This is a genomic window from Lysobacter oryzae DSM 21044 (genome assembly GCF_059568595.1).
The window spans coordinates 1-25810 of the sequence record NZ_JCANTQ010000016.1 but is presented as its reverse complement, the minus strand read 5'-3'; the positions used below and the strand labels follow the sequence as shown (position 1 = coordinate 25810).

The 25810-nt window shown below is 64.5% G+C and carries 36 protein-coding genes; 3 read left to right on the top strand and 33 right to left on the bottom strand.

Features of this window, described 5'->3' with window-relative positions; all coding sequences use genetic code 11:
* Positions 1–29 precede the first annotated feature (29 nt).
* The 3 genes from BP05_RS15580 to BP05_RS15570 all read right to left on the bottom strand — a co-directional run bounded on the left by BP05_RS15580 (position 30) and on the right by BP05_RS15570 (position 2914).
* A complete protein-coding gene (locus tag BP05_RS15580) occupies positions 30–1013 on the bottom strand; it encodes a malate dehydrogenase (protein WP_496365096.1) in 984 nt (327 codons plus the stop codon).
* Positions 1014–1076: 63 nt separating this feature from the next.
* Positions 1077–2282 (bottom strand): pyridoxal phosphate-dependent aminotransferase, encoded by a 1206-nt coding sequence (locus tag BP05_RS15575; protein ID WP_496365094.1) that lies wholly within the window; start codon positions 2280–2282, stop codon positions 1077–1079.
* A gap of 137 nt (positions 2283–2419) precedes the next feature.
* Entirely contained in the window at positions 2420–2914 is a 495-nt protein-coding gene (locus BP05_RS15570) for a peptidylprolyl isomerase (protein ID WP_496365092.1), read from the bottom strand.
* A gap of 168 nt (positions 2915–3082) precedes the next feature.
* Between BP05_RS15570 and typA the strand changes: the two genes are divergently transcribed.
* From typA to BP05_RS15555, 3 genes are all read left to right on the top strand, one after another.
* Positions 3083–4912, top strand: coding sequence for a translational GTPase TypA (gene typA, locus BP05_RS15565; protein WP_496365090.1), 1830 nt, complete (start codon positions 3083–3085; stop codon positions 4910–4912).
* 46 nt (positions 4913–4958) lie between these two features.
* The gene (locus tag BP05_RS15560) at positions 4959–5441 is read left to right on the top strand and encodes a DUF2127 domain-containing protein (protein ID WP_496365114.1); all 483 of its coding nucleotides are present in this window, start codon (positions 4959–4961) and stop codon (positions 5439–5441) included.
* A 270-nt stretch (positions 5442–5711) separates the two neighbouring features.
* The gene (locus tag BP05_RS15555) at positions 5712–7376 is read left to right on the top strand and encodes an amidase (RefSeq protein ID WP_496365088.1); all 1665 of its coding nucleotides are present in this window, start codon (positions 5712–5714) and stop codon (positions 7374–7376) included.
* Between the two features lie 12 nt (positions 7377–7388).
* On the opposite strand, the gene BP05_RS15550 is transcribed toward BP05_RS15555, so the two are convergent.
* From BP05_RS15550 to tuf, 30 genes are all read right to left on the bottom strand, one after another.
* On the bottom strand, positions 7389–8777 hold the full coding sequence (locus tag BP05_RS15550; protein WP_496365086.1) for a class II 3-deoxy-7-phosphoheptulonate synthase: 1389 nt from the start codon (positions 8775–8777) through the stop codon (positions 7389–7391).
* Between the two features lie 123 nt (positions 8778–8900).
* Positions 8901–9410: a disulfide bond formation protein B gene (locus BP05_RS15545; protein WP_496365084.1), complete on the bottom strand. Its 510-nt coding sequence runs from the start codon at positions 9408–9410 to the stop codon at positions 8901–8903.
* A 195-nt stretch (positions 9411–9605) separates the two neighbouring features.
* Positions 9606–9974, bottom strand: coding sequence for a 50S ribosomal protein L17 (rplQ, locus tag BP05_RS15540; protein WP_496365082.1), 369 nt, complete (start codon positions 9972–9974; stop codon positions 9606–9608).
* A gap of 281 nt (positions 9975–10255) precedes the next feature.
* Positions 10256–11254: a DNA-directed RNA polymerase subunit alpha gene (locus BP05_RS15535; protein ID WP_187711381.1), complete on the bottom strand. Its 999-nt coding sequence runs from the start codon at positions 11252–11254 to the stop codon at positions 10256–10258.
* Positions 11255–11409: 155 nt separating this feature from the next.
* On the bottom strand, positions 11410–12039 hold the full coding sequence (gene rpsD, locus BP05_RS15530) for a 30S ribosomal protein S4 (RefSeq protein WP_310053760.1): 630 nt from the start codon (positions 12037–12039) through the stop codon (positions 11410–11412).
* 14 nt (positions 12040–12053) lie between these two features.
* Positions 12054–12449 carry a 30S ribosomal protein S11 gene (rpsK, locus tag BP05_RS15525; RefSeq protein ID WP_056135964.1) on the bottom strand — a complete coding sequence of 132 codons (396 nt, stop codon included), beginning with the start codon at positions 12447–12449 and terminating at the stop codon, positions 12054–12056.
* Between the two features lie 13 nt (positions 12450–12462).
* The gene (rpsM, locus tag BP05_RS15520) at positions 12463–12819 is read right to left on the bottom strand and encodes a 30S ribosomal protein S13 (protein WP_496365079.1); all 357 of its coding nucleotides are present in this window, start codon (positions 12817–12819) and stop codon (positions 12463–12465) included.
* 368 nt (positions 12820–13187) lie between these two features.
* Positions 13188–14543 (bottom strand): preprotein translocase subunit SecY, encoded by a 1356-nt coding sequence (gene secY, locus BP05_RS15515; RefSeq protein ID WP_496365077.1) that lies wholly within the window; start codon positions 14541–14543, stop codon positions 13188–13190.
* Positions 14544–14662: 119 nt separating this feature from the next.
* Positions 14663–15103, bottom strand: coding sequence for a 50S ribosomal protein L15 (gene rplO, locus BP05_RS15510; protein WP_496365112.1), 441 nt, complete (start codon positions 15101–15103; stop codon positions 14663–14665).
* The gene (gene rpmD, locus BP05_RS15505) at positions 15103–15303 is read right to left on the bottom strand and encodes a 50S ribosomal protein L30 (RefSeq protein ID WP_460708584.1); all 201 of its coding nucleotides are present in this window, start codon (positions 15301–15303) and stop codon (positions 15103–15105) included. The genes rplO and rpmD overlap by 1 nt, the downstream gene beginning before the upstream one ends.
* Positions 15296–15844: a 30S ribosomal protein S5 gene (rpsE, locus tag BP05_RS15500; protein ID WP_496365074.1), complete on the bottom strand. Its 549-nt coding sequence runs from the start codon at positions 15842–15844 to the stop codon at positions 15296–15298. The genes rpmD and rpsE overlap by 8 nt, the downstream gene beginning before the upstream one ends.
* Before the next feature lie 282 nt (positions 15845–16126).
* The gene (gene rplR, locus BP05_RS15495; RefSeq protein WP_496365072.1) at positions 16127–16483 is read right to left on the bottom strand and encodes a 50S ribosomal protein L18; all 357 of its coding nucleotides are present in this window, start codon (positions 16481–16483) and stop codon (positions 16127–16129) included.
* Positions 16484–16512: 29 nt separating this feature from the next.
* On the bottom strand, positions 16513–17040 hold the full coding sequence (gene rplF, locus BP05_RS15490) for a 50S ribosomal protein L6 (protein WP_496365070.1): 528 nt from the start codon (positions 17038–17040) through the stop codon (positions 16513–16515).
* A 15-nt stretch (positions 17041–17055) separates the two neighbouring features.
* The gene (gene rpsH, locus BP05_RS15485) at positions 17056–17451 is read right to left on the bottom strand and encodes a 30S ribosomal protein S8 (protein WP_496365068.1); all 396 of its coding nucleotides are present in this window, start codon (positions 17449–17451) and stop codon (positions 17056–17058) included.
* Between the two features lie 141 nt (positions 17452–17592).
* Complete coding sequence (gene rpsN, locus BP05_RS15480) at positions 17593–17898, bottom strand: 30S ribosomal protein S14 (protein ID WP_386750778.1); 306 nt, start codon at positions 17896–17898, stop codon at positions 17593–17595.
* 16 nt (positions 17899–17914) lie between these two features.
* Positions 17915–18457: a 50S ribosomal protein L5 gene (rplE, locus tag BP05_RS15475; protein WP_496365065.1), complete on the bottom strand. Its 543-nt coding sequence runs from the start codon at positions 18455–18457 to the stop codon at positions 17915–17917.
* A gap of 19 nt (positions 18458–18476) precedes the next feature.
* Positions 18477–18785 (bottom strand): 50S ribosomal protein L24, encoded by a 309-nt coding sequence (gene rplX / locus BP05_RS15470; protein ID WP_496365063.1) that lies wholly within the window; start codon positions 18783–18785, stop codon positions 18477–18479.
* A 14-nt stretch (positions 18786–18799) separates the two neighbouring features.
* Entirely contained in the window at positions 18800–19168 is a 369-nt protein-coding gene (gene rplN, locus BP05_RS15465; RefSeq protein ID WP_056136003.1) for a 50S ribosomal protein L14, read from the bottom strand.
* Positions 19169–19183: 15 nt separating this feature from the next.
* Positions 19184–19453, bottom strand: a complete 270-nt coding sequence (gene rpsQ / locus BP05_RS15460) for a 30S ribosomal protein S17 (protein WP_056136006.1) — start codon at positions 19451–19453, stop codon at positions 19184–19186.
* Positions 19454–19465: 12 nt separating this feature from the next.
* Entirely contained in the window at positions 19466–19651 is a 186-nt protein-coding gene (gene rpmC / locus BP05_RS15455) for a 50S ribosomal protein L29 (protein ID WP_496365060.1), read from the bottom strand.
* The gene (gene rplP / locus BP05_RS15450) at positions 19651–20064 is read right to left on the bottom strand and encodes a 50S ribosomal protein L16 (protein ID WP_200610771.1); all 414 of its coding nucleotides are present in this window, start codon (positions 20062–20064) and stop codon (positions 19651–19653) included. Before rplP ends, rpmC begins: the two co-directional genes overlap by 1 nt.
* 6 nt (positions 20065–20070) lie before the next feature.
* Positions 20071–20838: a 30S ribosomal protein S3 gene (rpsC, locus tag BP05_RS15445; protein ID WP_496365057.1), complete on the bottom strand. Its 768-nt coding sequence runs from the start codon at positions 20836–20838 to the stop codon at positions 20071–20073.
* Positions 20839–20852: 14 nt separating this feature from the next.
* The gene (rplV, locus tag BP05_RS15440) at positions 20853–21188 is read right to left on the bottom strand and encodes a 50S ribosomal protein L22 (RefSeq protein ID WP_187711365.1); all 336 of its coding nucleotides are present in this window, start codon (positions 21186–21188) and stop codon (positions 20853–20855) included.
* Positions 21189–21198: 10 nt separating this feature from the next.
* Positions 21199–21468, bottom strand: a complete 270-nt coding sequence (rpsS, locus tag BP05_RS15435; protein ID WP_496365055.1) for a 30S ribosomal protein S19 — start codon at positions 21466–21468, stop codon at positions 21199–21201.
* Between the two features lie 6 nt (positions 21469–21474).
* Positions 21475–22302, bottom strand: a complete 828-nt coding sequence (gene rplB / locus BP05_RS15430; protein ID WP_386754268.1) for a 50S ribosomal protein L2 — start codon at positions 22300–22302, stop codon at positions 21475–21477.
* Positions 22303–22312: 10 nt separating this feature from the next.
* Positions 22313–22609 (bottom strand): 50S ribosomal protein L23, encoded by a 297-nt coding sequence (rplW, locus tag BP05_RS15425; protein WP_460735875.1) that lies wholly within the window; start codon positions 22607–22609, stop codon positions 22313–22315.
* A complete protein-coding gene (gene rplD, locus BP05_RS15420; RefSeq protein WP_496365052.1) occupies positions 22606–23211 on the bottom strand; it encodes a 50S ribosomal protein L4 in 606 nt (201 codons plus the stop codon). Before rplD ends, rplW begins: the two co-directional genes overlap by 4 nt.
* A gap of 2 nt (positions 23212–23213) precedes the next feature.
* A complete protein-coding gene (gene rplC, locus BP05_RS15415) occupies positions 23214–23870 on the bottom strand; it encodes a 50S ribosomal protein L3 (RefSeq protein WP_496365050.1) in 657 nt (218 codons plus the stop codon).
* Between the two features lie 11 nt (positions 23871–23881).
* Positions 23882–24193, bottom strand: coding sequence for a 30S ribosomal protein S10 (rpsJ, locus tag BP05_RS15410; RefSeq protein WP_460735881.1), 312 nt, complete (start codon positions 24191–24193; stop codon positions 23882–23884).
* Positions 24194–24625: 432 nt separating this feature from the next.
* On the bottom strand, positions 24626–25810 hold a 1185-nt coding region (gene tuf, locus BP05_RS15405), incomplete at its 5' end, for an elongation factor Tu (RefSeq protein WP_496365048.1).

The window sequence follows — 25810 nt, the reverse complement described above, 5'->3', positions numbered from 1 at the left end:
GCGACCGGAGCCGCCTTCGTGTCTGTTGCTTACAGCAGGTGCGCCACGCCGGCACGCTCTTCCTCGAGCTCGGCCAGCGTCTTGTCCATCATGGTGCGGCTGAACTCGTCGACCGGCAGGCCTTCGACACGGGTGTATTCGCCGTTGGCGCAGGTCACCGGCACCCCGTACATCACGCCCTCGGGAATGCCATAGCTGCCGTCGGACGGCACGCCCATGGTCACCCACTCGCCGTTGGTGCCCAGCGCCCAGTCGCGCATGTGGTCGATGGCGGCATTGGCGGCCGAGGCGGCCGACGACAGGCCGCGCGCTTCGATGATCGCCGCGCCACGCTTGCCGACCACCGGGATGAAGGTGTTGGCGTTCCAGTCGGCGTCGTTGATCTTGCCCTGCAGCGACTCGCCGTTGACGGTGGCGAAACGGTAGTCCGGATACATGGTCGGGCTGTGGTTGCCCCAGACGACCATCTTCTTGATGTCGGCGACGGCGACATTGGCCTTCGCGGCCAGCTGCGACAGCGCGCGATTGTGGTCGAGGCGCAGCATCGCGGTGAAGTTCTTTGCCGGCAGCGACGGCGCCGACTTCATGGCGATGTAGGCATTGGTATTGGCCGGATTGCCGACCACGAGCACCTTGACGTTGCGCGAGGCGACGTCGTTGAGCGCCTTGCCCTGCACGGTGAAGATCTCGGCGTTCTTGAGCAGCAGGTCCTTGCGCTCCATGCCCGGACCGCGCGGCATCGCGCCCACCAGCAGGGCGTAGTCGGCGTCCTTGAACGCGACCTTCGGATCATCCGTGCCGACCATGCCGGCGAGCAGCGGGAACGCGCAGTCCTCGAGTTCCATCATCACGCCCTTGAGCGCGGCCTGGGCCTTTTCCAGCGGCAGCTCGAGCATCTGCAGGATGACGGGCTGGTCCTTGCCGAGCATTTCGCCGGAAGCGATGCGGAACAACAACGCATAGCCGATCTGGCCGGCAGCACCGGTGACGGCAACGCGGACGGGGGTCTTCATGGGGCAACTCCTGGATGAAAAAGCGGGGCGCCGGGCGCCCCGCGACGATGCGTGTTGGATGGATCAGGAAAGTTCGTTGAAGAATTCCTGGAAACGCTGCAGGCCCGGGGCCAGCTGCGGCGTCGGACAGGTGTAGCTGATGCGCAGCGCGCGCGGCTCGCCGAATGCGGAGCCCGGCACGCAGGCGACGCCCTTGGACTCGAGCAGCGCGTCGCAGAAATCGACGTCGTTGTTGATCTTGGTCCCGCTGGGGCGATGGGTCTTGCCGAAGGCGATGGAGATATCCGGGAACACGTAGAACGCGCCCTGCGGACGCGGGCACACCACGCCCGGCAGCGAATTCATCACCGCCATCACCTGGTCGCGCTTGGCCTGGAATTCGGCGCACTTCTGCGTAGGCACGTCCTGCGGTCCGCACAGAGCGGCGACCGCGGCGGCCGTGACGATTTCCGGGATGTTGGTGATGTGGTTGGAATTCATGGTGGCGATCGCCTGCGCAACCGATTCGGGGCCGGCCATGAAGCCCACGCGCCAGCCCGGCATGCCGTAGGTCTTGGACAGCGAGTCGATGAAGATCACGCGGTCGCGCAGTTCCGGACGGGCATGCACGAAGTTGTGGTACCCCACGCCGTCGAACACCATGCGGTTGTAGATGTCGTCGGTGATGATCCAGGTGTCCGGATACTTGGCGACGACGTCGGCGAGCGCGCCGATCTCCTCCTTCGAATAGACCATGCCGGTCGGGTTCGAAGGGTTGTTGAACAGGAACACCTTCGGCTTTTTCGCCAAGGCGGCATCAAGCTGCGCGGGCGTGAGCTTGTAGTCCTGCGAGGGCGGGCACGGCAGCAGGTCGATCTTCGCGTTGACGATTTCCGCGATGTCGAGATAGCTGGTCCAGTATGGCGTCGGGAAGGCGATGGTGTCGCCCTCGTCCAGCAGCGCTTCGGCCAGGTTGTAGATCACGTGCTTGGCGCCGATGCCGGTGGCGACGTTGACCTTGCCGTAACCGTCCAGGCCGATCTTGTGGATGTGCGCCAGGAACGCGTCGAGCAGCGCATCGGAACCGCGATTGCTGCCGTACTGCCCGCTGTCCTTGTCCAGCGCGGTGCGCGCTGCGGCATAGACGTGCTCGGCGGGGAGAAAGTTGGGAACACCGATCGAGAAACTGATGATGTCGCGACCTTCGGCCTTGAGGCGCTTGGCCTTCTCGGCGACCTGCATGATCGCGCTCGGCTTGGCGCGACCGATGCGCCGGGCAAGCTGGGGCATGGGGCGGGGACCTGTGGGGAGGAAGTCCCATATTGTAGCCACGCCGCTGTTGCGTCGCAGCCACGCAGTATTCCGTGCGCCGCAACGAAAACGGGGGCGCTGCATGCGCCCCCGTCCGGTATTGCCGATCCTGCCGGTCAGGCTGCCAGGATCTTGTTCCACTCCGCGACGCGATCGGCCTTTGCGGCGAGCACCGCGGCGGTATCGCCCTCGATCTTGATCGAGTTGATCACGTCGCCCTGCTTGATCGCATCGACCACGTCCTGGCCTTCCAGCACCTTGCCGAAGACGGTGTGCTTGCCGTCCAGCCAGCCGCACGGGACGTGGGTGATGAAGAACTGGCTGCCGTTGGTGTTCGGGCCGGCATTGGCCATCGACAGCACGCCGCGCTCGTGGCGCAGGCCGTTGTTGGCCTCGTCCTCGAAGCGGTAGCCCGGGCCGCCGGTACCGGTTCCCTGCGGGCAGCCGCCCTGGACCATGAAATCGTTGATGACCCGGTGGAACTTGAGGCCGTCGTAGAAGCCGCGCTGGGCCAGGTTGACGAAGTTGGCGACGGTCAGCGGCGCCTTGTCGGCGGCCAGTTCGACCCGGATCGGGCCGCGGTCGGTGGCGAAATTGGCGATCAGGCTCATGGGACGGCTCCTGCGAGTGGGGGGGGTGAGGCCCCGGATATGGGGTCCGTGAACGGGACCGACAAGAATACTCCAGCCGTCCAGCCTGAATGGGACGCGGGTAACCGCGCCGGGCTATAATTTCCGGCTTCCTTCCGCTGACCTGCGTCCTCGCCGGCGCTTTCCTGCATGTCCATCGAACGCCTGCGCAATATCGCCATCGTCGCCCACGTCGACCATGGCAAGACCACCCTCGTCGACTGCCTGCTCAAGCAGTCGGGCACCCTGTCCGAACGCACGGTCCTGGCCGAACGCGCCATGGACAGCAACGACCAGGAAAAGGAACGTGGCATCACGATCCTGGCCAAGAACACGGCCATCACCTGGCAGGGCAACCGCATCAACATCGTCGACACCCCCGGCCACGCCGACTTCGGCGGCGAAGTCGAGCGCGTGCTGTCGATGGTGGATTCGGTGCTGATCCTGGTGGACGCGATGGACGGCCCGATGCCGCAGACCCGCTTCGTGACCCAGAAGGCGTTTGCGATGGGCTTCAAGCCGATCGTGGTGGTCAACAAGATCGACCGCCCGGGCGCGCGTCCGGACTGGGTCATCGACCAGGTGTTCGACCTGTTCGACAAGCTCGGCGCCACCAACGAGCAGCTCGACTTCCCGATCGTCTACGCCTCGGCGCTGCACGGCTACGCCAGCCTGGACGACGCCGCGCGCGACGGCGACATGACCCCGCTCTACGAAGCGATCATGAAGCACGTGGCGCCGCCGCAGGTCGATCTCGACGGCCCGTTCCAGATGCGCATCAGCCAGCTGGATTACAGCAACTTCGTCGGCCTGATCGGCATCGGCCGCATCCAGCGCGGCAAGGTGAAGAAGAACATGCCGGTCAGCGTGATCGACCGCGAAGGCAAGAAGCGCCAGGGCAAGATCGTGCAGGTACTGGGCTTCATGGGCCTGGAGCGCATCGAGACCGAAGAAGCCGAAGCCGGCGACATCGTCGCCATTGCCGGCATCACGGACCTGTCGATCTCCGACACCGTGTGCGCGCTGGAACATCCCGAAGCGCTGCCCGCGCTGACCGTGGACGAGCCGACCATCAGCATGACCTTCCAGGTGAACAACTCGCCGTTCGCCGGGCACAAGGAGTACAGCGGCGGCAAGTTCCTCACCAGCCGCCAGCTGCGTGAACGCCTCGAGCGCGAAACGCTGCACAACGTCGCCCTGAAGGTCGAGGAAGGTTCGGATCCGGACAAGTTCCTGGTCTCCGGCCGCGGTGAACTGCACCTGTCGGTGCTGATCGAGAACATGCGCCGCGAGGGCTTCGAGCTCGCCGTGTCGCGCCCGGAAGTGATCATCAAGGAAATCGACGGCCAGCTCATGGAGCCGGTCGAGCAGCTGGTGGTCGACATCGAGGAGCAGCACCAGGGCGGCGTGATGGAAAAGCTCGGCATCCGCAAGGGCCAGCTCAAGAACATGGAGCCCGATGGCAAGGGCCGCGTGCGCCTGGACTACATGATTCCGGCGCGTGGCCTGATCGGCTTCCAGAACGAGTTCCGTACGCTGACCCAGGGTTCGGGCCTGCTGTTCCACGTGTTCGACCATTACGGTCCGAAGGAAACCGGCGCGATCGCCAAGCGCCTGAACGGCGTGATGATCGCCAACGCCCCCGGCGCCACCCCCGCCTATGCGCTGGGCCCGCTGGAAGAGCGTGGCCGCCTGTTCGCGGCCGAAGGCGACCAGGTGTACGAAGGCCAGCTGATCGGCATCCATTCCAAGGACAACGATCTGACGGTCAACGCGATCAAGACGAAGCCGCTGACCAACATGCGCGCTTCGGGCAAGGACGACGCGATCAAGCTGACCCCGGCGATCAAGTACACGCTGGAGCAGGCGCTGGACTTCATCGAGGACGACGAACTGGTGGAAGTCACCCCGAAGGAAATCCGCCTGCGCAAGAAGTTCCTTACCGAAAGCGATCGCAAGCGCGCCTCGCGCGCGGCCTGATCGACCGGACAAGCGACGATTCGTGGATAACGGGCTTGGCCAGCCGATGACCGGTGCTCCGCAGCAGGAGCACCACTACAACCCGGATCCGCATGCGCATCCGGGCCTGCATGCCATCGCGATCTTCGAAGCTGCCAAGGGCCTGCTGGCGCTCATCGCCGCCAGCGGGCTGGAGATCCTCGGACCGGTGCCGTTGCGGCGCTGGCTGCATGAGCTGATCAACCGCTTCCAGCTCGACCCGCACCACGGTGCGATCGACTGGCTGTCGCGCACGCTCAATCCCGACTCGGTGCATCTTGCGGCAGGGATCGGCCTGGCCTATGCCGTGCTGCGCTTCGTGGAAGCCTGGGGCCTGTGGCGGGTGCGCGCGTGGGCGTCATGGCTGGCCTTGATCAGCGCCGCTATCTACCTGCCGATCGACGTCTACGCAGTGATCCAACATTCGGGCTGGCTGTCCATGACCGTCCTGGTGGTCAACCTCATCGTGGTGGCTGCCCTGGCCCGCGACCTGTTCAAGCGCCGGCATTGATGCGTCGCCGCGTGACGCCGTCGGATTGATCCGCGGCTGACCGATTCCCCCTGCCGCAACTGACTCTTCCTGGCGCCACCGCGCGGGCCAGCGCCACGACCGCTCCGGCGTTGCCGCTCACTGGCCCATTCGCCCCGGTTGTCGGCGAGGCTTCCGGTTGCATGCGTGCAGCGTGACGGGCGGCACGCCTTTGTCCGCGCCCTGACCTTGTTCCCACCGGGCCCGCGGGTAATCCTGAACAGGTCCGCATTTCGCGGCTAGGGGAAATGCATGTCGGTCCTGAGCCGGATCCAAGCCGGGCGCATCCTGCCCGCCACGTTGCTTTCTGTCGCCCTCGCGACCGCACTGGGCGCTTGCGACAGAATCACGTTGTTCGCCGGTGCCGCGCCGGAAGCCCCGGCCGCGACGGCGCCGACCGATTTCTCCTTCGCCGAAGCCGGTATCGGCGACCTCGGCGCGCGCATGGCGCGGGGCGAGCTCGACAGTCGCACGTTGACGCAGGCCTACCTCGACCGCATCGCGGCGATCGACGATGCCGGCCCCAGGTTGAATGCCGTCATCGAACTCAATCCGGATGCGCTCAAGGAAGCCGAGGCCCGCGACGCCGAACGCCGGGCCGGCCGCGTGCGTAGCCCCCTGCACGGCATTCCCGTGCTGCTCAAGGACAACATCGACGCCACGCCGATGGTGAATTCGGCCGGTTCACTGGCACTGGCCACGCACCGCCCCGCGCGCGATGCGTTCGTCGTCGAGCGACTGCGCGCCGCCGGCGCGGTGATCCTGGGCAAGACCAACCTCAGCGAATGGGCCAACTTCCGCTCGGTGCATTCGACTTCTGGCTGGAGCGGACGCGGCGGCCTGACGCGCAACCCTTATGTGCTCGACCGCAGTGCCTGCGGATCGAGTTCGGGCACCGCCAGCGCGATCTCCGCCGATCTCGCTACCGTCGGCGTCGGCACCGAAACCGACGGCAGCATCCTGTGCCCGGCCTCGGTGACCGGGCTCGTCGGCCTCAAGCCGACCGTGGGCCTGGTCAGCCGCAACGGCATCATCCCCATCTCCAGCAGCCAGGACACGGCAGGACCGATGGCCCGTAGCGTGACTGACGCGGCCTACCTGTTGGCTGCGATGGTCGGTCGCGATGAAGGCGATCCGGTCACCGCCAACAGCGTGGGGCGCGCGGTGTTCGACTACCCCCTGCACCTCAAGGCCGACGGCCTGCGTGGGGCGCGGATCGGCGTGCTGCGCGACAAGATGGGAACGAACGCCGAAGCCGATGCCGCCATGGAGAAGGCGATCGCGACGATGCGTCGTGCCGGCGCCGTGATCGTGGATGCGCAGATTCCCACCGATGGGCAGTGGGAAGCGGCCGAACTCGACGTGCTCACCTGGGAATTCAAGGCCGGCCTCGAGCATTACCTGGAGAGCCGGCAGGCGCCGGTGCGCACGCTGGCGCAGATCATCGACTTCAACAAGCGTCACGCCGGCGATGAGATGAGTTACTTCGGCCAGGACCTGCTCGAGCAGGCCGACGCCAAGGGTCCCTTGGACGATCCGGCCTACCTCGACGCGCGCAGCACCATCCGCCGGCTCGCGGGCGTGCAGGGAATCGATGCCGCCCTGCAGGCGCAGCGGCTCGACGCCCTGATCGCGCCGGCCACCAGCGCCGCCTGGCAAGCCGACATGACCAATGGCGATCCGCACGTACCTTCGGGCTTCGGCGCCGCTGCAGTCGCGGGCTACCCGAGCCTCACCGTGCCCATGGGCGATGCGCGCGGGCTGCCATTGGGACTGGTGTTCATGGGCACGGCCTGGAGCGAGCCGCGCCTGCTCGAGCTGGGCTACTCGTTCGAACAGGCGACCAAGGCGCGCAAGGCGCCGCAGTTCCTCACAACACTCGCTACTCCTCCCCGGCAGGCAACTGCCGCGAAGTAACCAGCAGCCCGCTTATTCGGGCCGAGCGAGCTGGGCCTGCTTGCGCACGATCAGCATCGCGATTTCCAGCGCCTGTTCGTAGTTGAGTCTCGGATCGACGGTCGAGCGGTAGGCGCGCTCGAGGTCGCTTTCGGTGAGGTCACGCGCACCGCCGAGGCATTCGGTGACGTCCTCGCCAGTAAGTTCCAAGTGCACGCCCCCCAGGCGCGTGCCCGCGGCCGCGTGCAGTTCGAAGGCCAGTTCCAGCTCGCTGCGGATATTGCGGAAGCGGCGCGTCTTGTAGCCGTTCGTGGTGCTCTCGGTGTTGCCGTGCATCGGATCGCACACCCACAGCACGCGACGACCTTCGCGCTTGACGGCCTCCAGCAGCGCCGGCAGTTTGTCGGCGACCTGCCCCGCGCCCATGCGATGGATGAGCGTGAGGCGACCGGCCTCTTCGCTGGGGTTGAGCACATCGATGACCCGCAACAGCTGGTCCGGAGTCGTCGACGGTCCGACCTTCAGGCCGATCGGATTGCGGATGCCGCGGAAATATTCGATGTGGGCGCCGTCCAACTGTGCCGTGCGCATGCCAACCCATGGGAAGTGCGTGCTCAGGTTGAACCAGCCCCACTGCCGCGGCACCTGCCGGGTCTGTGATTCCTCGTAGGGCAACAACAGCGCTTCGTGCGAGGTGTAGAAGTCCACGCGATTGAGGTTGTGCACCTCGCTGCCCGACAGCGTTTCCATGAACCGCACCGCATCGCCGACGCCGTCCACCATGCGCTGGTACTCGTCGGCCAACGGCGAATGGCCCACCCAGCTCAGGTTCCAGTATTCGGGGTGGTGCAGGTCGGCAAAACCGCCATCGATCAGCGAGCGGATGAAGTTCATCGTCATGGCCGAACGCGCATGCGCCTTGACCATGCGGCGCGGATCCGGGATGCGCGCTTCCTCGGTGAAATCGGGACCGTTGATGATGTCGCCGCGGTAGCTAGGCAGCGTCAGGCCGTTACGGGTCTCGGTGTCGGTCGAACGCGGCTTCGCGTACTGGCCGGCGAAACGGCCGACACGCACGACCGGCAGGCGCAGGCCATGCACGAGCACCAGGCTCATCTGCAACAGCACCTTGAGCCGGTTGGAGATGACTTCCGGCGTGCAGCCTTCGAATACTTCCGCGCAATCGCCGCCCTGCAGCAGGAAACGCCTGCCGTCCTGGGCTTCGGCAATCTGCTTCTGCAGGGCAAGGATTTCCCACGACGTCACCAACGGCGGCAGCGCATGCATTTCCTGCAGCACGCCTTCGAGCACGACCGGATCGGGATAAGTCGGCATCTGCAACGCCGGACGTCCGCGCCAGCTTGCCGGAGACCAGTCGGTCGGCAGGTTGACGGCGCGAAGATTGCGATCAGAAGCGGACATGGCACTCGGTGACGAAGTAGTTGCTGCGCTGCAGCGAAATTGGATCATCCGCTCGAACTGCAGGCCCTGCAACGGTTACAGGGGCAACCGCTGATGGCCGTTTGGAATACGCCCGCATCGCTCTCAGCGGCGACGGAACGCCGCGTATCCCGCCCACAGTGCGAGCGCGACGAGCCACAACAGGCTCCACGCAGGCATCGACAGCCCGAGGAAGGTCCAGTCGACCTTGGCGCACTCACCCGAACCGGTCATCACCTTCTGGACGAGCTTCAAGGGTGCCATCGTCTGCCGCATGAACTCGAACGGTGCGCCACAACTGGGCACCTGGTCGGCCGGCAGGTGCGTGATCCAGACGTGACGGCCCGCTACCAGGATGCCGACGCCGGCCGCGAGCAGCGCCAGCACGCCGTAGACACGGCGCCACGCCGCCTTCGCCGGACCATGTAGTGCACCCAACAGGAACACCACGCCCAGCGCAAAGAACGCGATGCGCTGGAAGATGCACAGCGGACACGGCTCCAGTGGATTCACCTCGCGAAACTGCGTGTGGAAGGCATAGCCGAGCAACGCAGCGCAGGCGAGGAAGCCGAGCAGGAACTGGATACGGAAAGACGCGCGGAAGGGATTGGTCATGTCGATTACCTTAACGGCTGGCCGGAAGCCTGCAAAGACAGCGCATCGCGCCAGCGGTTCCTCCCCAAGGAACGAGCGGTGTCGAGAGCCGCCTGAACGGCCGAGCGCGCGGCCGCATAAACGCCAAAGGCCCCGGCGCGAGCCGGAGCCTTTGAGATTCTTGCGAAGCACGCCGCAGGAAGCGGCGCCGAGCGCTTACTGCGCTTCCGGACGATCGACCAGTTCGACGTAGGCCATCGGCGCGTTGTCGCCAGCGCGGAAACCGCACTTGAGGATGCGCAGGTAGCCGCCCGGGCGGGTCGCATAACGCGGGCCGAGGGTGGTGAACAGCGTACCCACCGCTTCCTTGTCGCGCAGGCGCGAGAAAGCAAGACGACGGTTGGCGACGCCATCCTTCTTGGCCAGGGTGATGAGCGGCTCGGCAACGCGACGCAGCTCCTTGGCCTTGGGCAGGGTGGTGCGGATGAGGCCGTGCTTGATCAGCGAGGCGGCCATGTTGCTGAACATCGCTTCGCGATGGGCGGTGGTGCGGCTGAGGGCACGACCTGACTTCTGGTGGCGCATGACTTGGATTCCTGATGAATGTTGAAACTGTTGGATTTCGCTGTCGCCATCCTGGCGTTGCAACTTGGACTGCGGTTGGTCCGGACCGGCCGTTTCCCTGGCCGGCGTGCCGCAGGCCTTGAGGCCCGTCGGCTTGTGTTGCTTCGACCCTCACCGAAGTGAGGATCGAATTCGTTGCCGGAACTCACCTGACCGTGAGTTCCACTACTACTTCCCCTGCTCCGCGCAGCGCGCCGGGCGCTCGCCCAGGCGCGCGGCTGTGCCGCGCAGGCGGCTTGGGCTCACCCCATCATGCCGTGCGAGGCGATGCCAGCCGGCGGCCAATTTTCAAGCTTCATGCCGAGCGAAAGACCGCGCTGTGCCAGCACTTCCTTGATCTCGGTGAGCGACTTCTTGCCGAGGTTCGGCGTCTTGAGCAGCTCGACTTCGGTCTTCTGGATCAGGTCGCCGACGTAGTAGATGCTCTCGGCCTTGAGGCAGTTGGCCGAACGCACGGTCAGCTCGAGATCGTCGATCGGACGCAGCAGGATCGGATCCACGCCGCCGGTCTGCGGCTTGGCAGCGCCACGATCGCGGTGGGTGAAGTCGCCGAATACCGACAACTGGTCGCTGAGGATGTCGGCGGCGGTGCGCACGGCTTCCTCGGCATCGATCGTGCCGTTGGTTTCGATGTCCAGAACCAGCTTGTCGAGGTCGGTGCGCTGCTCGACGCGCGCGGCTTCCACGGCGTAGGCGACGCGGCGGACCGGCGAGAACGAGGCATCCAGCATCAACCGGCCGATAGCGCGGGTCTCTTCGTCCGGACGACGACGGGCGGCAGCCGGCTGGTAGCCGAAGCCGCGCTCGATCTTCAAACGCATGTTCAGCGCGGTGTCCTTGGTCAGGTGCGCGATCACGTGTTCGGGATTCAGGATCTCGACGTTGTGGTCGGTCTTGATGTCGGCCGCAGTGACGATGCCCGGACCCTGCTTGCTCAGCGACAGCATGGAGCTGTCACCGGTATGCATGCGGATGGCGACGTCCTTGAGGTTCAGAAGGACTTCGAGCACGTCCTCTTCGAGGCCTTCGACCGTGGTGTACTCGTGGAGCACGCCGTCGATGTCGACTTCGGTGATCGCGAAGCCCGGGATCGAGGACAGCAGCACGCGGCGCAGCGCGTTGCCGAGGGTGTGGCCGTAGCCGCGCTCCAGCGGCTCGATCACGACCTTGGCGCGATGGCCGGAGATGCGTTCGATCTGGGGACCGCGGGGGCGCAGTACCTGGTTGGCGGTAACCGTCATGTTGTTGCGTTCTCCTGCAGTGCCTTCGTGCGTTGTGGGGTAACGACGTCGGCTGAGGCTTTTGGAGCTCCCTCTGTTCGAGGGAGAGGCCGGTGCGCGCGAGGCACACCAGCCTGGGGTTTTGGCGAAGGCGGCCCTTCAGGCCGCGCTCGTCCTTACTTCGAGTACAACTCGACGATCAGCGCTTCGTTGATGTCACTCGGCAGGTCGGAACGATCCGGCACGGCCTTGAAAACACCAGCGAACTTCTTGGCATCCACTTCGACCCACGACGGCGACAGGTCCATCTGGGCGGCGACGCCCAGCGATTCCTGCACGCGCAGCTGCTTCTGGGCGCGTTCCGACAGCGCGATCGCATCGCCGGCCTTCACCTGGTACGAAGGCAGGTTGACCGACTTGCCGTTGACCGTGACGCCGCGGTGCGAGACCAGCTGGCGAGCGGCCGGGCGGGTGACGGCGAAGCCCATGCGGTAGATGACGTTGTCGAGGCGGGTCTCGAGGAGCTGCAGCAGGTTCTCACCCGTGTTGCCCTTCTTGTTCGAGGCCTTCTTGTAGTAGTTGCGGAACTGACGCTCCAGCAGACCGTAGATGCGCTTGACCTTCTGCTTCTCGCGAAGCTGCGTGGCGTAGTCCGACAGCTTGCCCTTGCGGGCGGTCGGGCCATGCTGGCCGGGCTTCTGTTCGAGCTTGCACTTCGAGTCGAGAGCACGGACGGGCGACTTCAGCGAGAGGTCGGCGCCTTCACGACGGGAGAGCTTGCACTTGGGACCAATATAACGAGCCATGTGTCTTCAGCTCCTCAGACGCGACGCTTTTTGGGCGGACGGCAGCCGTTGTGCGGAATCGGCGTGACGTCGATGATGTTGACGATCTTGTAGCCGACGTTGTTCAAGGAACGAACGGCGGACTCGCGACCCGGGCCCGGGCCCTTGATGCGCACTTCCAGCGACTTGACGCCGTAGTCGAGCGCAGCACGGCCGGCCTTTTCCGCGGCAACCTGCGCGGCAAACGGGGTCGACTTGCGCGAACCACGGAAACCCGCGCCGCCCGAAGTCGCCCACGAGAGCGCGTTGCCCTGGCGGTCGGTGATCGTGATGATGGTGTTGTTGAAAGAAGCGTGGACGTGGGCGATGCCGTCGGTGACGACTCGCTTGATCTTCTTCTTGGTCTTGGCAGCAGCAGCCGGCTTGGCCATGGTTGTCTACCCCTTACTTCTTGATGGCCTTGCGCGGACCCTTGCGGGTACGTGCATTGGTACGGGTGCGCTGACCACGCAGCGGCAGGCCGCGACGGTGACGCAGGCCGCGGTAGCAGCCCAGGTCCATCAGACGCTTGATCGACATGCCGATCTCACGGCGCAGGTCGCCCTCGACCACGAACTTCGCGATCTCGGCGCGCAGGCGCTCGACGTCCGGTTCCGACAGGTCACGGATCTTGGTGGTCTGGGTGACGCCAGCGGCGTCGCAGACCTGCTTGGAACGGGTACGGCCGATGCCGTAGATGCTTTGCAGCCCGACCCAGACGTGCTTCTGGGCAGGCAGGTTGACGCCAGCAATACGCGCCATGACGCGATTCTCCAACTGGTTTGGCAGCCGGGCTACGAACCCGGCGGAGTGAACAAGAGATGTTAACAGGGTCTCGGGTTACTTGGAAGCACCGGGACCAAGGTCCCAATACCCGGCATGGGGAGTGTGCCCATGCTCCGGCGACGGTTCCGGACTGGCCAGACCGGCCGGAGCGCCCAAATGGGAGCAACCGCCCTGCCCGGCCCCGCGCGCTACTCTGGCGCGCGAAAGGCCCGGAACCACTCGTGCGCGAGACGCCGCCCGAGTCGCCCATCTGAACCCCGAGGATGGCCCGGGATTCGCTGCGGAACGGGAGGATCCCGATCCGCCAATCAGTCCCGGCCAAGCCGGGACCGCGTTGTCTTCATTCAGCGGCCGAGGCCGCCACGCGAACCCTTGAGGTTCGCTTTCTTCAGCAGGCTTTCGTACTGGTGCGACATCAGGTGCGCCTGGATCTGCGCAATGAAGTCCATCACCACCACCACCACGATCAGCAGCGAGGTGCCGCCGAAATAGAACGAAGTTCCCAGCTGCGTGCGCATGATCTCCGGCAGCAGGCACACCACCACCAGGTAGATCGCGCCCGCCGCCGTGAGGCGCGTCAGCACGCCGTCAACATAGTCGGCGGTCGCCTTGCCCGGACGGATGCCGGGAATCAGCGCACCCGACTTCTTCAGGTTGTCGGCGGTTTCCTGCGAGTTGAACACCAGCGCGGTGTAGAAGAACGCGAAACCGATGATCAGGGACGCATACAGGATCATGTGCAACGGCTGGCCCGAGTTGAGCATCTGCGCCAGCTTCTGCAGCCACGTGGCCGAACTTCCCTGACTGAACCAGGCGGCGGCCGTCGCCGGGAACATCACGATGCTCGAGGCGAAGATCGGCGGGATCACGCCCGACATGTTGAGCTTCAGCGGCAGGAACGACGACTGGTTCATGTACGCGCTGCGGCCGCCTTGGCGGCGCGCATAGTTCACTGTGATCCGCCGCTGCCCGCGCTCGACGAACACCACCAGGTACGTGAAGCCTAGTACCAGCGCGACCACCACAAGCGCGGCGATAGCGTTCATGTCGCCGTTGCGGATCTGCTCGAACATGCCGATCACGGCTGCCGGCAGGCCGGCGACGATGCCGGAGAAAATGATCAGCGAGACGCCATTGCCGATGCCGCGCTCGGTTACCTGCTCGCCCAGCCACATCAGGAACATGGTGCCGGCGGTCAACGCGATCACTGCGGTCAGGATGAAACCCGGGCCCGGGTTGTACACGACCGGAATACCCTGGGCCGCACCGCCGCTTTGCAGCGCGGTCGCGATGCCCCAGGCCTGGAACACGGCCAGCGGGATCGCGCCCATGCGCGACCACTGATTGATCTTGCGGCGGCCCGACTCGCCTTCCTTCTGGATGGCCTTCAGGCTAGGCACGATCTGGGTCAGCAACTGCACGATGATCGATGCCGAGATGTACGGCATCACATTCAGTGCGAACAGGCTGAATCGGTGCAGCGCGCCGCCCGAGAACATGTTGAACATGTCCACGATGGTGCCCTGCTGGGTCTTCATCAGCTCGAGCATCGCGTCCGGATTCACGCCCGGCACCGGGATGTAGCAGCCGATGCGGTAGACGATCAGGGCGCCCACGACGAACAGCAGGCGCTGACGCAGCTCGGTGAATTTACCGAGTCCGCCGCCGATGCCGGCCATTGCGTTGCTGCTTTTCGCCATCTTGGTGCCTGCTCCGAATTTTGGTCAGTGCGTTGCGAATCTTGCGCGGCCGCGGACATACCGCAACCGCAAAAAACACGCGCCGCCCGTCGTTGTGCCGACGGGCGGCGTGTTGTTGCTTAGGCGATGGAGCCGCCGGCTGCTTCGATCGCCGCCTTGGCACCGGCCGTAGCCAGCACGCCCTTGAGCACGAACTTCTTGGTCAGTTCGCCCTTCTTGACGATCTTGGCCTGCTTGGCATTCGGCGGCACCAGCTTGGCGGCCTTCAAGGCAGCCAGATCGATGTCACCGGCGTCCAGCTTGTCCAGCGCGTACAGCAGGACCTCGGCGGTGTCCTTCTTGATCAGCGAGCGGAAGCCGATCTTGGGCAGGCGACGCTGCATCGGCATCTGGCCGCCTTCGAAGCCAGCCTTGATCTTGCCCTTGCCGGAGCGAGCGAACGAACCCTTGTGGCCGCGGCCCGCGGTCTTGCCCAGGCCCGAACCGATACCGCGACCGACGCGCTTGCGTTCGGTGCGCGCACCGTCGGCGGGCTGCAGAGTGTTGAGACGCATAGTGATTACTCCTCGACGCGAACGAGGTAGTGAAGCTGATTGATCAGGCCGCGCACGGACGGGCTGTCCTTCAGTTCACGCACATCGTTGAGCTTGTTCAGGCCCAGCGCCTTCACCGAGAGACGGTGACGCGCCTGGGTGCCACGCAGACCCTTGACCAGGCGCACCTTGACGGTGCCGGCGGCTGCCGCTTCCTTCTTAGCCATGGTTCAGATCCTCCACCTTCTTGCCGCGCTTCGCCGCGATCTTGGCCGGCGAGTGCATGTCAGACAGGCCCTTGAGCGTGGCGCGAACCAGGTTGATCGGGTTGCGCGAGCCGACTGCCTTGGCCAGCACGTTCTTCACGCCAACCGCTTCCAGGACGGCGCGCATCGCGCCACCGGCGATGACGCCGGTACCTTCGGAAGCAGGCTGCATGAACACACGTGCCGCGCCGTGGCCAGACTTGACCGCATGCCACAGGGTGCCGTTATTCAGGTCGACATTCACGAAGCTCTTGCGGGCGTACTCCATCGACTTCTGGATCGCGACCGGCACTTCGCGTGCCTTGCCGTAACCGAAACCGACCTTGCCGTTGCCATCGCCCACCACCGTCAGCGCGGTGAAGGTGAACTGGCGGCCGCCCTTGACGGTCTTGCTGACGCGGTTGACCGCGATCAGCTTCTCGATCATGCCGTCGTCCATTTCCTCGCGGCTGCCGCCGCGATCACGATCGCGGCCCCGCGGTGCACGTTGTTCTTCTGCCATTTCGAATACTCGGTAGTTGAAGGATTTGCGGCGTGGCCGCTTATCGTTGTTGGCTGGTGCGGATGCTTCACGACGCCGGAAACCCGGAGCCGCGACCGATGCAGCCCGCATCGGCAGGGTGGTTCAAGGCGCGATTGGCGCGGCATTGCCGCGCTTCCTTGGTGAACGCCCGGCCAGTGGATGGCCGGAGCGGACGACCCGAGGGCCCGTGACGTCTCGCCATGGATGGCTGCCGTCACTCGCACTTTCAACCGGTGGGCGGACGCAAATCCGCCCGAAAAATCAGAACTGCAGGCCGCCTTCGCGCGCAGCGTCGGCCAAGGCCTTGATCCGGCCGTGGTAACGATAGCCCGAGCGGTCGAATGCGACCTTCTCGACGCCCGCAGCCTTGGCCTTCTCGGCGATGGTGCGACCAACCTTGGCGGCAGCTTCGATGTTCTTGCCGCTCTTGAGGCCCGACTTGACTTCGGCCTGGGTGGTCGAGGCCGCAGCCAGGACCTTGGAGCCGTCAGCGGTGAAGAGCTGGGCGTACAGGTGCTGGCCCGTGCGCAGCACGGTCAGGCGCGGCACGCCGAGTTCGCGGATATGGGCGCGGGTCGACTTGGCGCGACGCAGGCGGGCGGTGTTCTTGATGCTCATGTTCTGTTCTCCGAAAGCCGAAGCGCCGATTAGGCCTTCTTTGCTTCCTTACGGATGATGACTTCGCCGGCGTACTTCACGCCCTTGCCCTTGTACGGCTCCGGCGGACGGAAACCGCGGATCTTGGCCGCCACTTCACCGACGCGCTGCTTGTCCGCGCCCGAGACCAGGATTTCGGTCTGGGTCGGGGTAGCGATGGTGATGCCTTCCGGCGTCTGGAACAGCACCGGGTGCGAGAAACCCAGTGACAGGTTCAGATCCTTGCCCTGCATGGCGGCGCGATAACCCACGCCGACCAGCTCGAGCTTGCGCTCAAAGCCTTCGGAGACACCCTTCACCATGTTGGCGAGGATGGCGCGCAGGGTGCCGGTGAGAGCGATCAGTTCGGCGTTTTCGGTCGAGAACACGGCATTGCCGCCGTCGACCGTGAGTTCGATGCCGGCCGGCTTGGCAATGCTCAGGGTGCCCTTGGGCCCCTTGGCGCTGATGCTGTCGGCAGCGACGTTGACTTCCACACCCTTCGGCAGGGCGACCGGCTTCTTGGCTACACGAGACATATCAGTGAACTCCCGTTAGGCCACGAAGCACAGGACTTCACCGCCGACGCCCTGCTGGCGCGCCTGCGCATCGGTCATGATGCCCTTGGAGGTGGAAATGATGGCGACACCGAGGCCACCGAGGACCTTCGGCAGCGCGTCCTTGCCGCGGTACTGGCGCAGGCCGGAACGCGAGTAGCGCTCGAGGCGCTCGATGACGGGCTTGCCTTCGAAGTACTTCAGCACGACCTCAAGCTGCGCCTTGGCGCCATCCTGGGTCACGCGAAAGTCGGCGATGTAGCCTTCGTCCTTCAGGACGCCGGCGATCGCGGTCTTGATCTTGGACGACGGCATCTTCACCGTCTGCTTCCGAACAGCCGCCGCATTCTTGATGCGGACCAGCATGTCGGCGATGGGATCAGTCATGCTCATTAAAAGTCACCTATGAGTGCACCGATATCCGCAGGATTGCGAATACTTCAGTTGTGACGCCCAGCCGGGCTGAATAGCCGGGCCGGGCGTTTGGAGCAGCCGGCAAGTCTAGCAGACTTCCCGGCTTGAGTGCCTAGCTGCTTACCAGGAAGCCTTGCGCAGACCGGGAACGTCGCCGTTCATGGTCGCCTTGCGCAGCATGTTGCGACCGAGGCCGAACTTGCGGTAGACGCCGCGCGAGCGGCCCGACAGTTCGCAACGGTTGCGCTGGCGGCTCTCGGAGGAGTCGCGCGGCAGCTTTTGCAGCTTGGTCGCCGCTTCGATCTTTTCTTCGTACGACGCGGTCGTGCTGGAAATGATCTTCTTCAGCGCTTCGCGCTTCGCGCCATGCTGCTTGTTGAGCTTCTTCCGCTTGATTTCGCGGTTGATCATCGAGGTCTTGGCCATGATATCTCTCGTGAAATCAGTTACGGAACGGGAAGCGGAACGCTTCGAGCAGCGCCTTGGCTTCGGCGTCGGTCTTGGCGGTGGTCGTGATGGCGATATCCATGCCGCGGACGGCGTCGACGGCGTCGAAGTCGATTTCCGGGAAGATGATCTGTTCCTTCACGCCCATGTTGTAGTTGCCGCGACCATCGAACGAGCGGCCCGAAACGCCACGGAAGTCGCGAACGCGCGGCAGCGAGACGTTGACCAGGCGGTCGAGGAACTCGTACATGTGCGCACGGCGCAGCGTGACCTTGCAGCCGATCGGCCAGCCATCACGGATCTTGAACGAAGCCACCGACACGCGGCTCTTCGTAACGATCGGCTTCTGGCCCGCGATCTTGGTCAGGTCGGCAACGGCGTTTTCCAGGATCTTCTTGTTCGTGGCGGCTTCGCCCACGCCCATGTTGATCGTGATCTTGGTCAAACGCGGCACTTCCATCGGGTTCGTGTAACCGAACTTCTTGGTCAGGGCCGGGACGACTTCGTCCTTGTAGAACTTTTCGAGACGGGTGGTCATTTCTGCATTCCTCGGGCGGTCAGACCGCCTCACCGCTGGAGCGGAACACACGCAATTTGCGTCCATCCTCCAGCACCTTGAAAGCAACGCGCTCACCCTTGCCCGAAGCCGGGTTGAACAGCATCACGTTGGAAATATGGATCGGCGCCTCGCGCTCGATCACGCCGCCAGGCTGGCCGGCCTGCGGGTTCGGCTTGGTGTGGCGCTTGATGACGTTGATGTTGGACACGACGACCTTGTCGCCGGCCACGCGGATCACGTCACCCTTCTTGCCCTTGTCCTTGCCGGCGATGACGACTACCTGGTCGCCCTTGCGGATACGATTCATCTCAATTCCTCCGCTCAGAGCACTTCAGGTGCCAGCGAGACGATCTTCATGAACTTCTCGGTACGCAGCTCACGGGTCACAGGCCCGAAGATGCGGGTACCGATCGGTTCCTGCTTGTTGTTCAGGAGCACGGCCGCGTTGCCGTCGAAACGGATCAGCGAGCCGTCCGGACGACGCACGCCCTTGCGGGTGCGCACGACGACGGCGTCGTAGACGTCGCCCTTCTTGACCTTGCCGCGCGGGATCGCGTCCTTGACGGTGACCTTGATGATGTCGCCGATGCCGGCGTAACGGCGCTTGGAGCCGCCCAGCACCTTGATGCACATCACTTCCTTGGCACCCGAGTTGTCAGCCACGTCGAGGTAGCTCTGCATCTGGATCATGAGTCAGCCCTCCTCTTATTCGGCCGCACGGGTGACGATCGTCACCACGCGCCAGTTCTTGGTCTTGGACATCGGCGCGCATTCGGCCACGCGGACGATGTCGCCCTCGTTGCACGAATTGTCGGCGTCATGGGCGTGCAGCTTGGTCGAGCGACGGATGTACTTGCCGTACAGCGCGTGCTTGACCTGGCGCTCGACGAGCACCGTAACCGTCTTGTCCATCTTGTTGCTTACGACCCGGCCTTCAACCGTGCGCAGCGCCTTCTCTGTTTTGTTGTCGGTCATGGTTGCGGGTCCTTACTTCTTCTGCCCGAGCAGCGTGTTGACGCGAGCAATCTCGCGGCGCACGCGGCGGGCTTCGTGGGTCTTGGCGAGCTGGCCGGTGGCCTTCTGCATGCGGAGCGCGAACGTCTCCTTCTGCAGTTCGGCCAGGTGGGCCTTCAGCTCATCAGCCGACTTCGCGCGGAGGTCTTTCAGTTCCATTAGCGCACCGTACGGGTCACGAAAGTGGTGGTCACCGAAAGCTTGGCGGCAGCCAGACGGAACGCTTCGCGCGCCGTGGCTTCGTCAACACCTTCGATCTCATAGATCATGCGGCCGGGCTGGATCTGGGCGACCCAGTACTCCACGTTGCCCTTACCGGAGCCCATTCGGACTTCGATCGGCTTCTTGGTGATCGGCTTGTCGGGGAACACGCGGATCCACATCTTGCCGCCACGCTTGACGTAACGGCTGATGGAACGGCGCGCAGCCTCGATCTGGCGGGCCGTCAGCTGACCGGTCGCGGTCGACTTGAGGCCGTATTCGCCGAAGCTGACGGCATTCGCATTCCAGCTCAGGCCATCGTTACGGCCCTTGTGCATCTTGCGATACTTGGTTCGCTTGGGTTGCAACATGGTCAATTACCTCGTTTCGCGGGCCGGACGGCTCGGACGGCCGGGACGGTCGTTGCGATCCTTGCGGTCGCCACGGTCCGGACGGTCGCCACGCTCAGTGCGCGGAGCCGCGGAATCGTCCTGCTTTTCCTGGCCAACCTGGGAGAAGTCGAAGATTTCGCCCTTGTAGACCCATACCTTGATGCCGATGATGCCGTAGGTCGTCTTGGCTTCGGCGAAGCCATAGTCGATATCGGCACGCAGCGTGTGCAGCGGCACGCGACCTTCGCGGTACCACTCCGAACGCGCGATTTCGGCGCCGTTGAGACGGCCGGCGACGTTCACCTTGATGCCCAGCGCGCCCAAGCGCATCGCGTTGCCCACCGCACGCTTCATCGCGCGACGGAACATGATGCGACGCTCCAGCTGCTGCGCGATCGACTCGGCGACCAGCTGTGCGTCCAGTTCGGGCTTGCGGACTTCGGTGACGTTGATGTGCGCCGGAACGCCCATCACGTCGCTGACTTCCTTACGCAGCTTCTCGATGTCCTCGCCGCGCTTTCCGATCACCACGCCCGGACGGGCGGTGTGGATCGTGACGCGGGCATTGTTGGCCGGACGCTCGATCAGGATCTTGGAGATGCCGGCCTGTGCAAGCTTCTTGCGCAGCATCTCGCGGACCTTGAGGTCAGCCGCCAGGAAACCGGCGTACTGCTTCTTGTTGGCGAACCACTTCGACGTCCAGTCCTTGGAAATGCCCAGGCGGATGCCGGTCGGATGTACTTTGTGACCCATATCTATGCTCCGCCTTACTTGCCCGCGCCAACAACCACAGTGATGTGGCTGGTGCGCTTGAGGATGCGGGTACCGCGGCCCTTGGCCCGCGCCATGAAACGCTTCAGGGCCGGACCTTCGTCGACCATGATCGTCTTGACACGCAGCTCGTCGACGTCGGCGCCCTGGTTGTTTTCGGCGTTGGCAATCGCGGATTCCACGACCTTGCGGATCAGCGCCGCAGCCTTCTTGTCCGAGAACTTCAGCAGGTTGACGGCGCGCTCGGCCGACAGGCCACGCACCTGGTCAGCAACCAGGCGGGCCTTCTGCGGGGAGATGCGCGCGGTGCGCAGGATTGCTTTCGCTTCCATGGTCATCTCCTTACTTGCCCGACTTCTTGTCGCCGCCATGACCCTTGAACGTACGGGTCAGGGCGAATTCGCCAAGCTTGTGGCCAACCATGTTCTCGTTGACCAGCACCGGGATGTGGCTCTTGCCGTTATGGACGGCGATCGTGAAACCGATCATCTCGGGCAGGATCGTCGAGCGACGCGACCAGGTCTTGATCGGCTTCTTGTTGTTACCCGCGGTCTCCACCTTCTTAATCAGGTGGTGGTCGACGAACGGGCCCTTCTTCAGTGAACGTGCCATGGCCGATTAGCTCCTACGATCGCGCACGATGAACTGCGTGGTGCGCTTGTTCTTGCGGGTCTTGTAACCCTTGGTCGGAACACCCCACGGGGTGACCGGATGCGGATTACCCTGGCCCGCCTTGGCTTCACCACCACCGTGCGGGTGGTCGACCGGGTTCATGGCCGCACCGCGGACGGTCGGCTTGATGCCGCGCCAGCGCTTGGCGCCGGCCTTGCCGAGCTTCTCGAGGTTGTGTTCGTCGTTGCCGACTTCGCCGATGGTGGCGGCGCAATCGACCGGCACCTTGCGCATCTCGCCGGAGCGGAGGCGCAGCGTGGCGTAACCCTGCTCGCGAGCGACCAGGTAGACGCTGGCGCCGGCCGCGCGGGCCAGCTGGGCGCCCTTGCCCGGCTTCATCTCGACGCAGCACACCGTGGTACCAACCGGGATGTTGCTCAGCGGCAGCGTGTTGCCGACGCGGATCGGGGCTTCGCGGCCCGAGATCACCTGATCGCCATCCTTCAGGCCCTTGGGCGCGATGATGTAGCGACGCTCGCCGTCGACGTAGCACAGCAGCGCGATGTGCGCGGTGCGGTTCGGATCGTACTCGATGCGTTCGACGCGGGCGGGGATGCCGACCTTGTCGCGCTTGAAGTCGATGATGCGGTAATGCTGCTTGTGGCCACCGCCGATGTGGCGGGTGGTGATGCGGCCGTGGTGGTTACGGCCACCGGTCTTGCCCTGCTTCTCGACGAGGGCGGCGTGCGGCGCACCCTTGTGCAGGCCCGGCGTCACCACGCGGACCGCGCTACGGCGACCGGCAGAGGTGGGCTTGAAAGTCATCAATGCCATGGATCTATCCTCAGGCCGTGGCCATCACGTCGATCGACTGGCCTTCGGCCAGCGTCACGTACGCCTTGCGCCAATCGCCGCGGCGGCCCGAACGGAACTTGAAGGACTTGTTCTTGCCCTTCACGTTCACGACGTTGACCGCTTCGACCTTGACGGCGAACAGCTTTTCCACGGCGACCTTGATGTCGGCCTTGGTTGCTTCGTTCGCGACTTCGAAGACGTATTGGTTGGAAACTTCCTGCAGACGCGCGGTCTTTTCGGACACGCGCGGTGCGCGGATGATGCTGTAGAGCTTGGCGTCGTTCATGCCAGCCACTCCTCGATCTTCTTGACCGCGTCGGCGGTGACCACGACCGAGTCGGCGCCGACGAGGGCAACCGGATCCAGGCCCTGGACGTCACGCACTTCGACGTACGGCAGGTTGCGCGCCGAGAGGTACAGGTTCTCGGTGGCGTCTTCGGTAACGATCAGCGGACGCTTGCCGACTTCCAGGCCCTTGAGCTTGGCGATCAGGTCCTTGGTCTTCGGCGCTTCGATGTCGAACGACTCGACGACCATGATGCGGCCCTGGCGGTTCAACTCGGACAGGATCGCGGCAATCGCGGCACGGTACATCTTGCGGTTGACCTTCTGCGCGAAGCTGCGCGGCTTGGCCGCGAAGGTCACGCCGCCGCCGACGAAGATCGGAGCCGTCAGCGCGCCGTGACGCGCACCGCCGCCCTTCTGCTTCTTCGACTTCTTGGTCGTGCCGTTGACTTCCGCACGGGTCTTTTGCGCCTTGGTGCCGGCGCGACCGGCGTTGCGGTAGGCAACGACCACCTGGTGGACCAGGTCTTCGCTGAATTCGCGGCCGAAGATGGCGTCGGAAACCGACAGCGTCTTGCTGCTATTGGTGATTGCGAGTTCCATCATCAGACTCCCTTGCTCGACGGACGCACGATCACGTCGCCGCCCGGAGCACCCGGAACCGCGCCCTTGATCGCGATCAGGCCGCGCTCGGCGTCGACCTTGACCACTTCCAGGCCCTGCGTCGTCTGCTGCACGTCACCCATGTGGCCGGACATCTTCTTGCCCGGGAACACGCGACCCGGCGTCTGGCGCTGGCCGATGGAGCCCGGCGAGCGGTGCGACAGCGAGTTACCGTGGGTGGCGTCACCCATGGTGAAGTTCCAGCGCTTGATCGTGCCCTGGAAGCCCTTGCCCTTCGTGACGCCCTGGACGTCGACGATCTGGCCGGCTTCGAAAATGTCAGCCTTGATCTCGCCACCGACTTCGAAGCCACCGATCTGGTCGGCTTCGACGCGCAGCTCCCACAGGCCGCGACCCGCGTCGACCTTGGCCTTGGCCAGGTGACCGGTTTCCGGCTTGCTCAGCAGCGAGGCGCGCTTCACGCCAGCGGTCACCTGCACGGCGCTGTAGCCGTCGGTTTCGACCGTCTTGATCTGGGTGATGCGGTTGGGGGTGGCTTCGATCAGGGTCACCGGAACCGACTTGCCGTCGGCGGTGAAGAAACGGCTCATGCCGGCCTTGCGACCGACGATGCCGAGCGAATACTTCTTCGCGCTCATCTTGGTCGTCCTCAGGTCAGCTTGATCTGCACGTCGACGCCAGCCGCGAGCTCGAGCTTCATCAGCGCGTCCACGGTCTTGTCGTTCGGGTCGACGATGTCGAGCACGCGCTTGTGCGTGCGGGTTTCGTACTGGTCGCGCGCGTCCTTATCGACGTGCGGCGAGGTAAGAATGGTGTAACGCTCGATCTTGGTCGGCAGCGGAATCGGGCCCTTGACCTGGGCACCGGTGCGCTTAGCCGTCTCAACGATCTCGCTGGCCGAGCGATCGATCAGACGATGATCGTACGCCTTCAGCCGAATCCGGATCTTTTGGTCCGCCATGGCGGAAACTCCTTCGTTAAAGAGCGACAGGTTCGACAACGTAGGTGCCGAACCCCTGGACTTTGGTGCTCACACTTTCCCGGGACCGCACTAAACCCCGGAAACCTTCAAAAACAAAGGCAGACCGGTTGCCCGATCCGCCCAGACTGGAAGTCATGAACGCGCAAACGGCCCCGTCATATGTGTCCCGAACTATCTTTCGGAACGGACGGAGCGCTGCCGCGCGACATTTCCCTGTCTGGCGAAAACGAAGTGCTTCCTGCACCTCATTTCGCTGGTTCGCAGCCCCCGATTGAAGGGAGGCCGCGAGGGTCTTGCATTCTAGAGGGTAATGAGGGGCCTTTGCAAGCCCATCACCCTCCCCACCGTTGACCGGCCGCCAGGCCGGTCACGACGGGAGTCATTCCGGCCGGTTCAGACCGGAACAACTGCTTACTTCAGGATCTTCGACACCACGCCGGCGCCGACCGTACGGCCGCCTTCGCGGATCGCGAAGCGCAGGCCTTCGTCCATCGCCACCGGGTTGATCAGGGTGACCTTCATCTTGATGTTGTCGCCCGGCATCACCATCTCGACGCCTTCCGGCAGTTCCACCGCACCGGTGATGTCGGTGGTGCGGAAGTAGAACTGCGGACGGTAGCCCTTGAAGAACGGGGTGTGGCGGCCGCCCTCGTCCTTCGACAGCACGTACACCTCGCCCTCGAACTCGGTGTGCGGGGTGATCGAACCCGGCTTGGCCAGCACCTGGCCGCGCTCGACGTCGTCACGCTTGGTGCCGCGCAGCAGCAGGCCGGCGTTGTCGCCCGCCTGGCCCTGGTCCAGCAGCTTGCGGAACATTTCCACGCCCGTGACCGTGGTCTTCTGGGTCGGACGGATACCGACGATTTCGATTTCGTCGCCCACCTTGATGATGCCGCGCTCGATACGACCGGTCACCACGGTGCCGCGGCCCGAGATCGAGAACACGTCTTCCACCGGCATCAGGAACGGCTTGTCGATCGCGCGCTCCGGCTCCGGAATGAACGTGTCGAGGGCTTCCACCAGCTTGATGATCGACGGCACGCCGATTTCCGACTGGTCGCCTTCCAGCGCCAGGCGCGCCGAACCCTTGATGATCGGGGTGTCGTCGCCCGGGAACTCGTACTTCGACAGAAGCTCGCGCACTTCCATCTCCACCAGCTCCAGCAGCTCGGCGTCGTCCACCATGTCGGCCTTGTTCAGGTACACGACGATGTACGGCACGCCGACCTGGCGCGACAGCAGGATGTGTTCGCGCGTCTGCGGCATCGGGCCGTCAGCGGCCGAGCAAACCAGGATCGCGCCGTCCATCTGGGCGGCACCGGTGATCATGTTCTTCACGTAGTCGGCGTGGCCCGGGCAGTCCACGTGCGCGTAGTGGCGGTTCGGGCTTTCGTACTCGACGTGCGCCGTCGAGATCGTGATGCCGCGCGCCTTCTCTTCCGGCGCCGCGTCGATCGCGTCATAAGCCTTGAATTCGCCGCCGAAACGCTCCGCGCCCACCTTGGTCAGCGCTGCCGTCAGCGTGGTCTTGCCGTGGTCCACGTGGCCGATCGTGCCGACGTTTACGTGGGGCTTGGTGCGCTCGAACTTACCCTT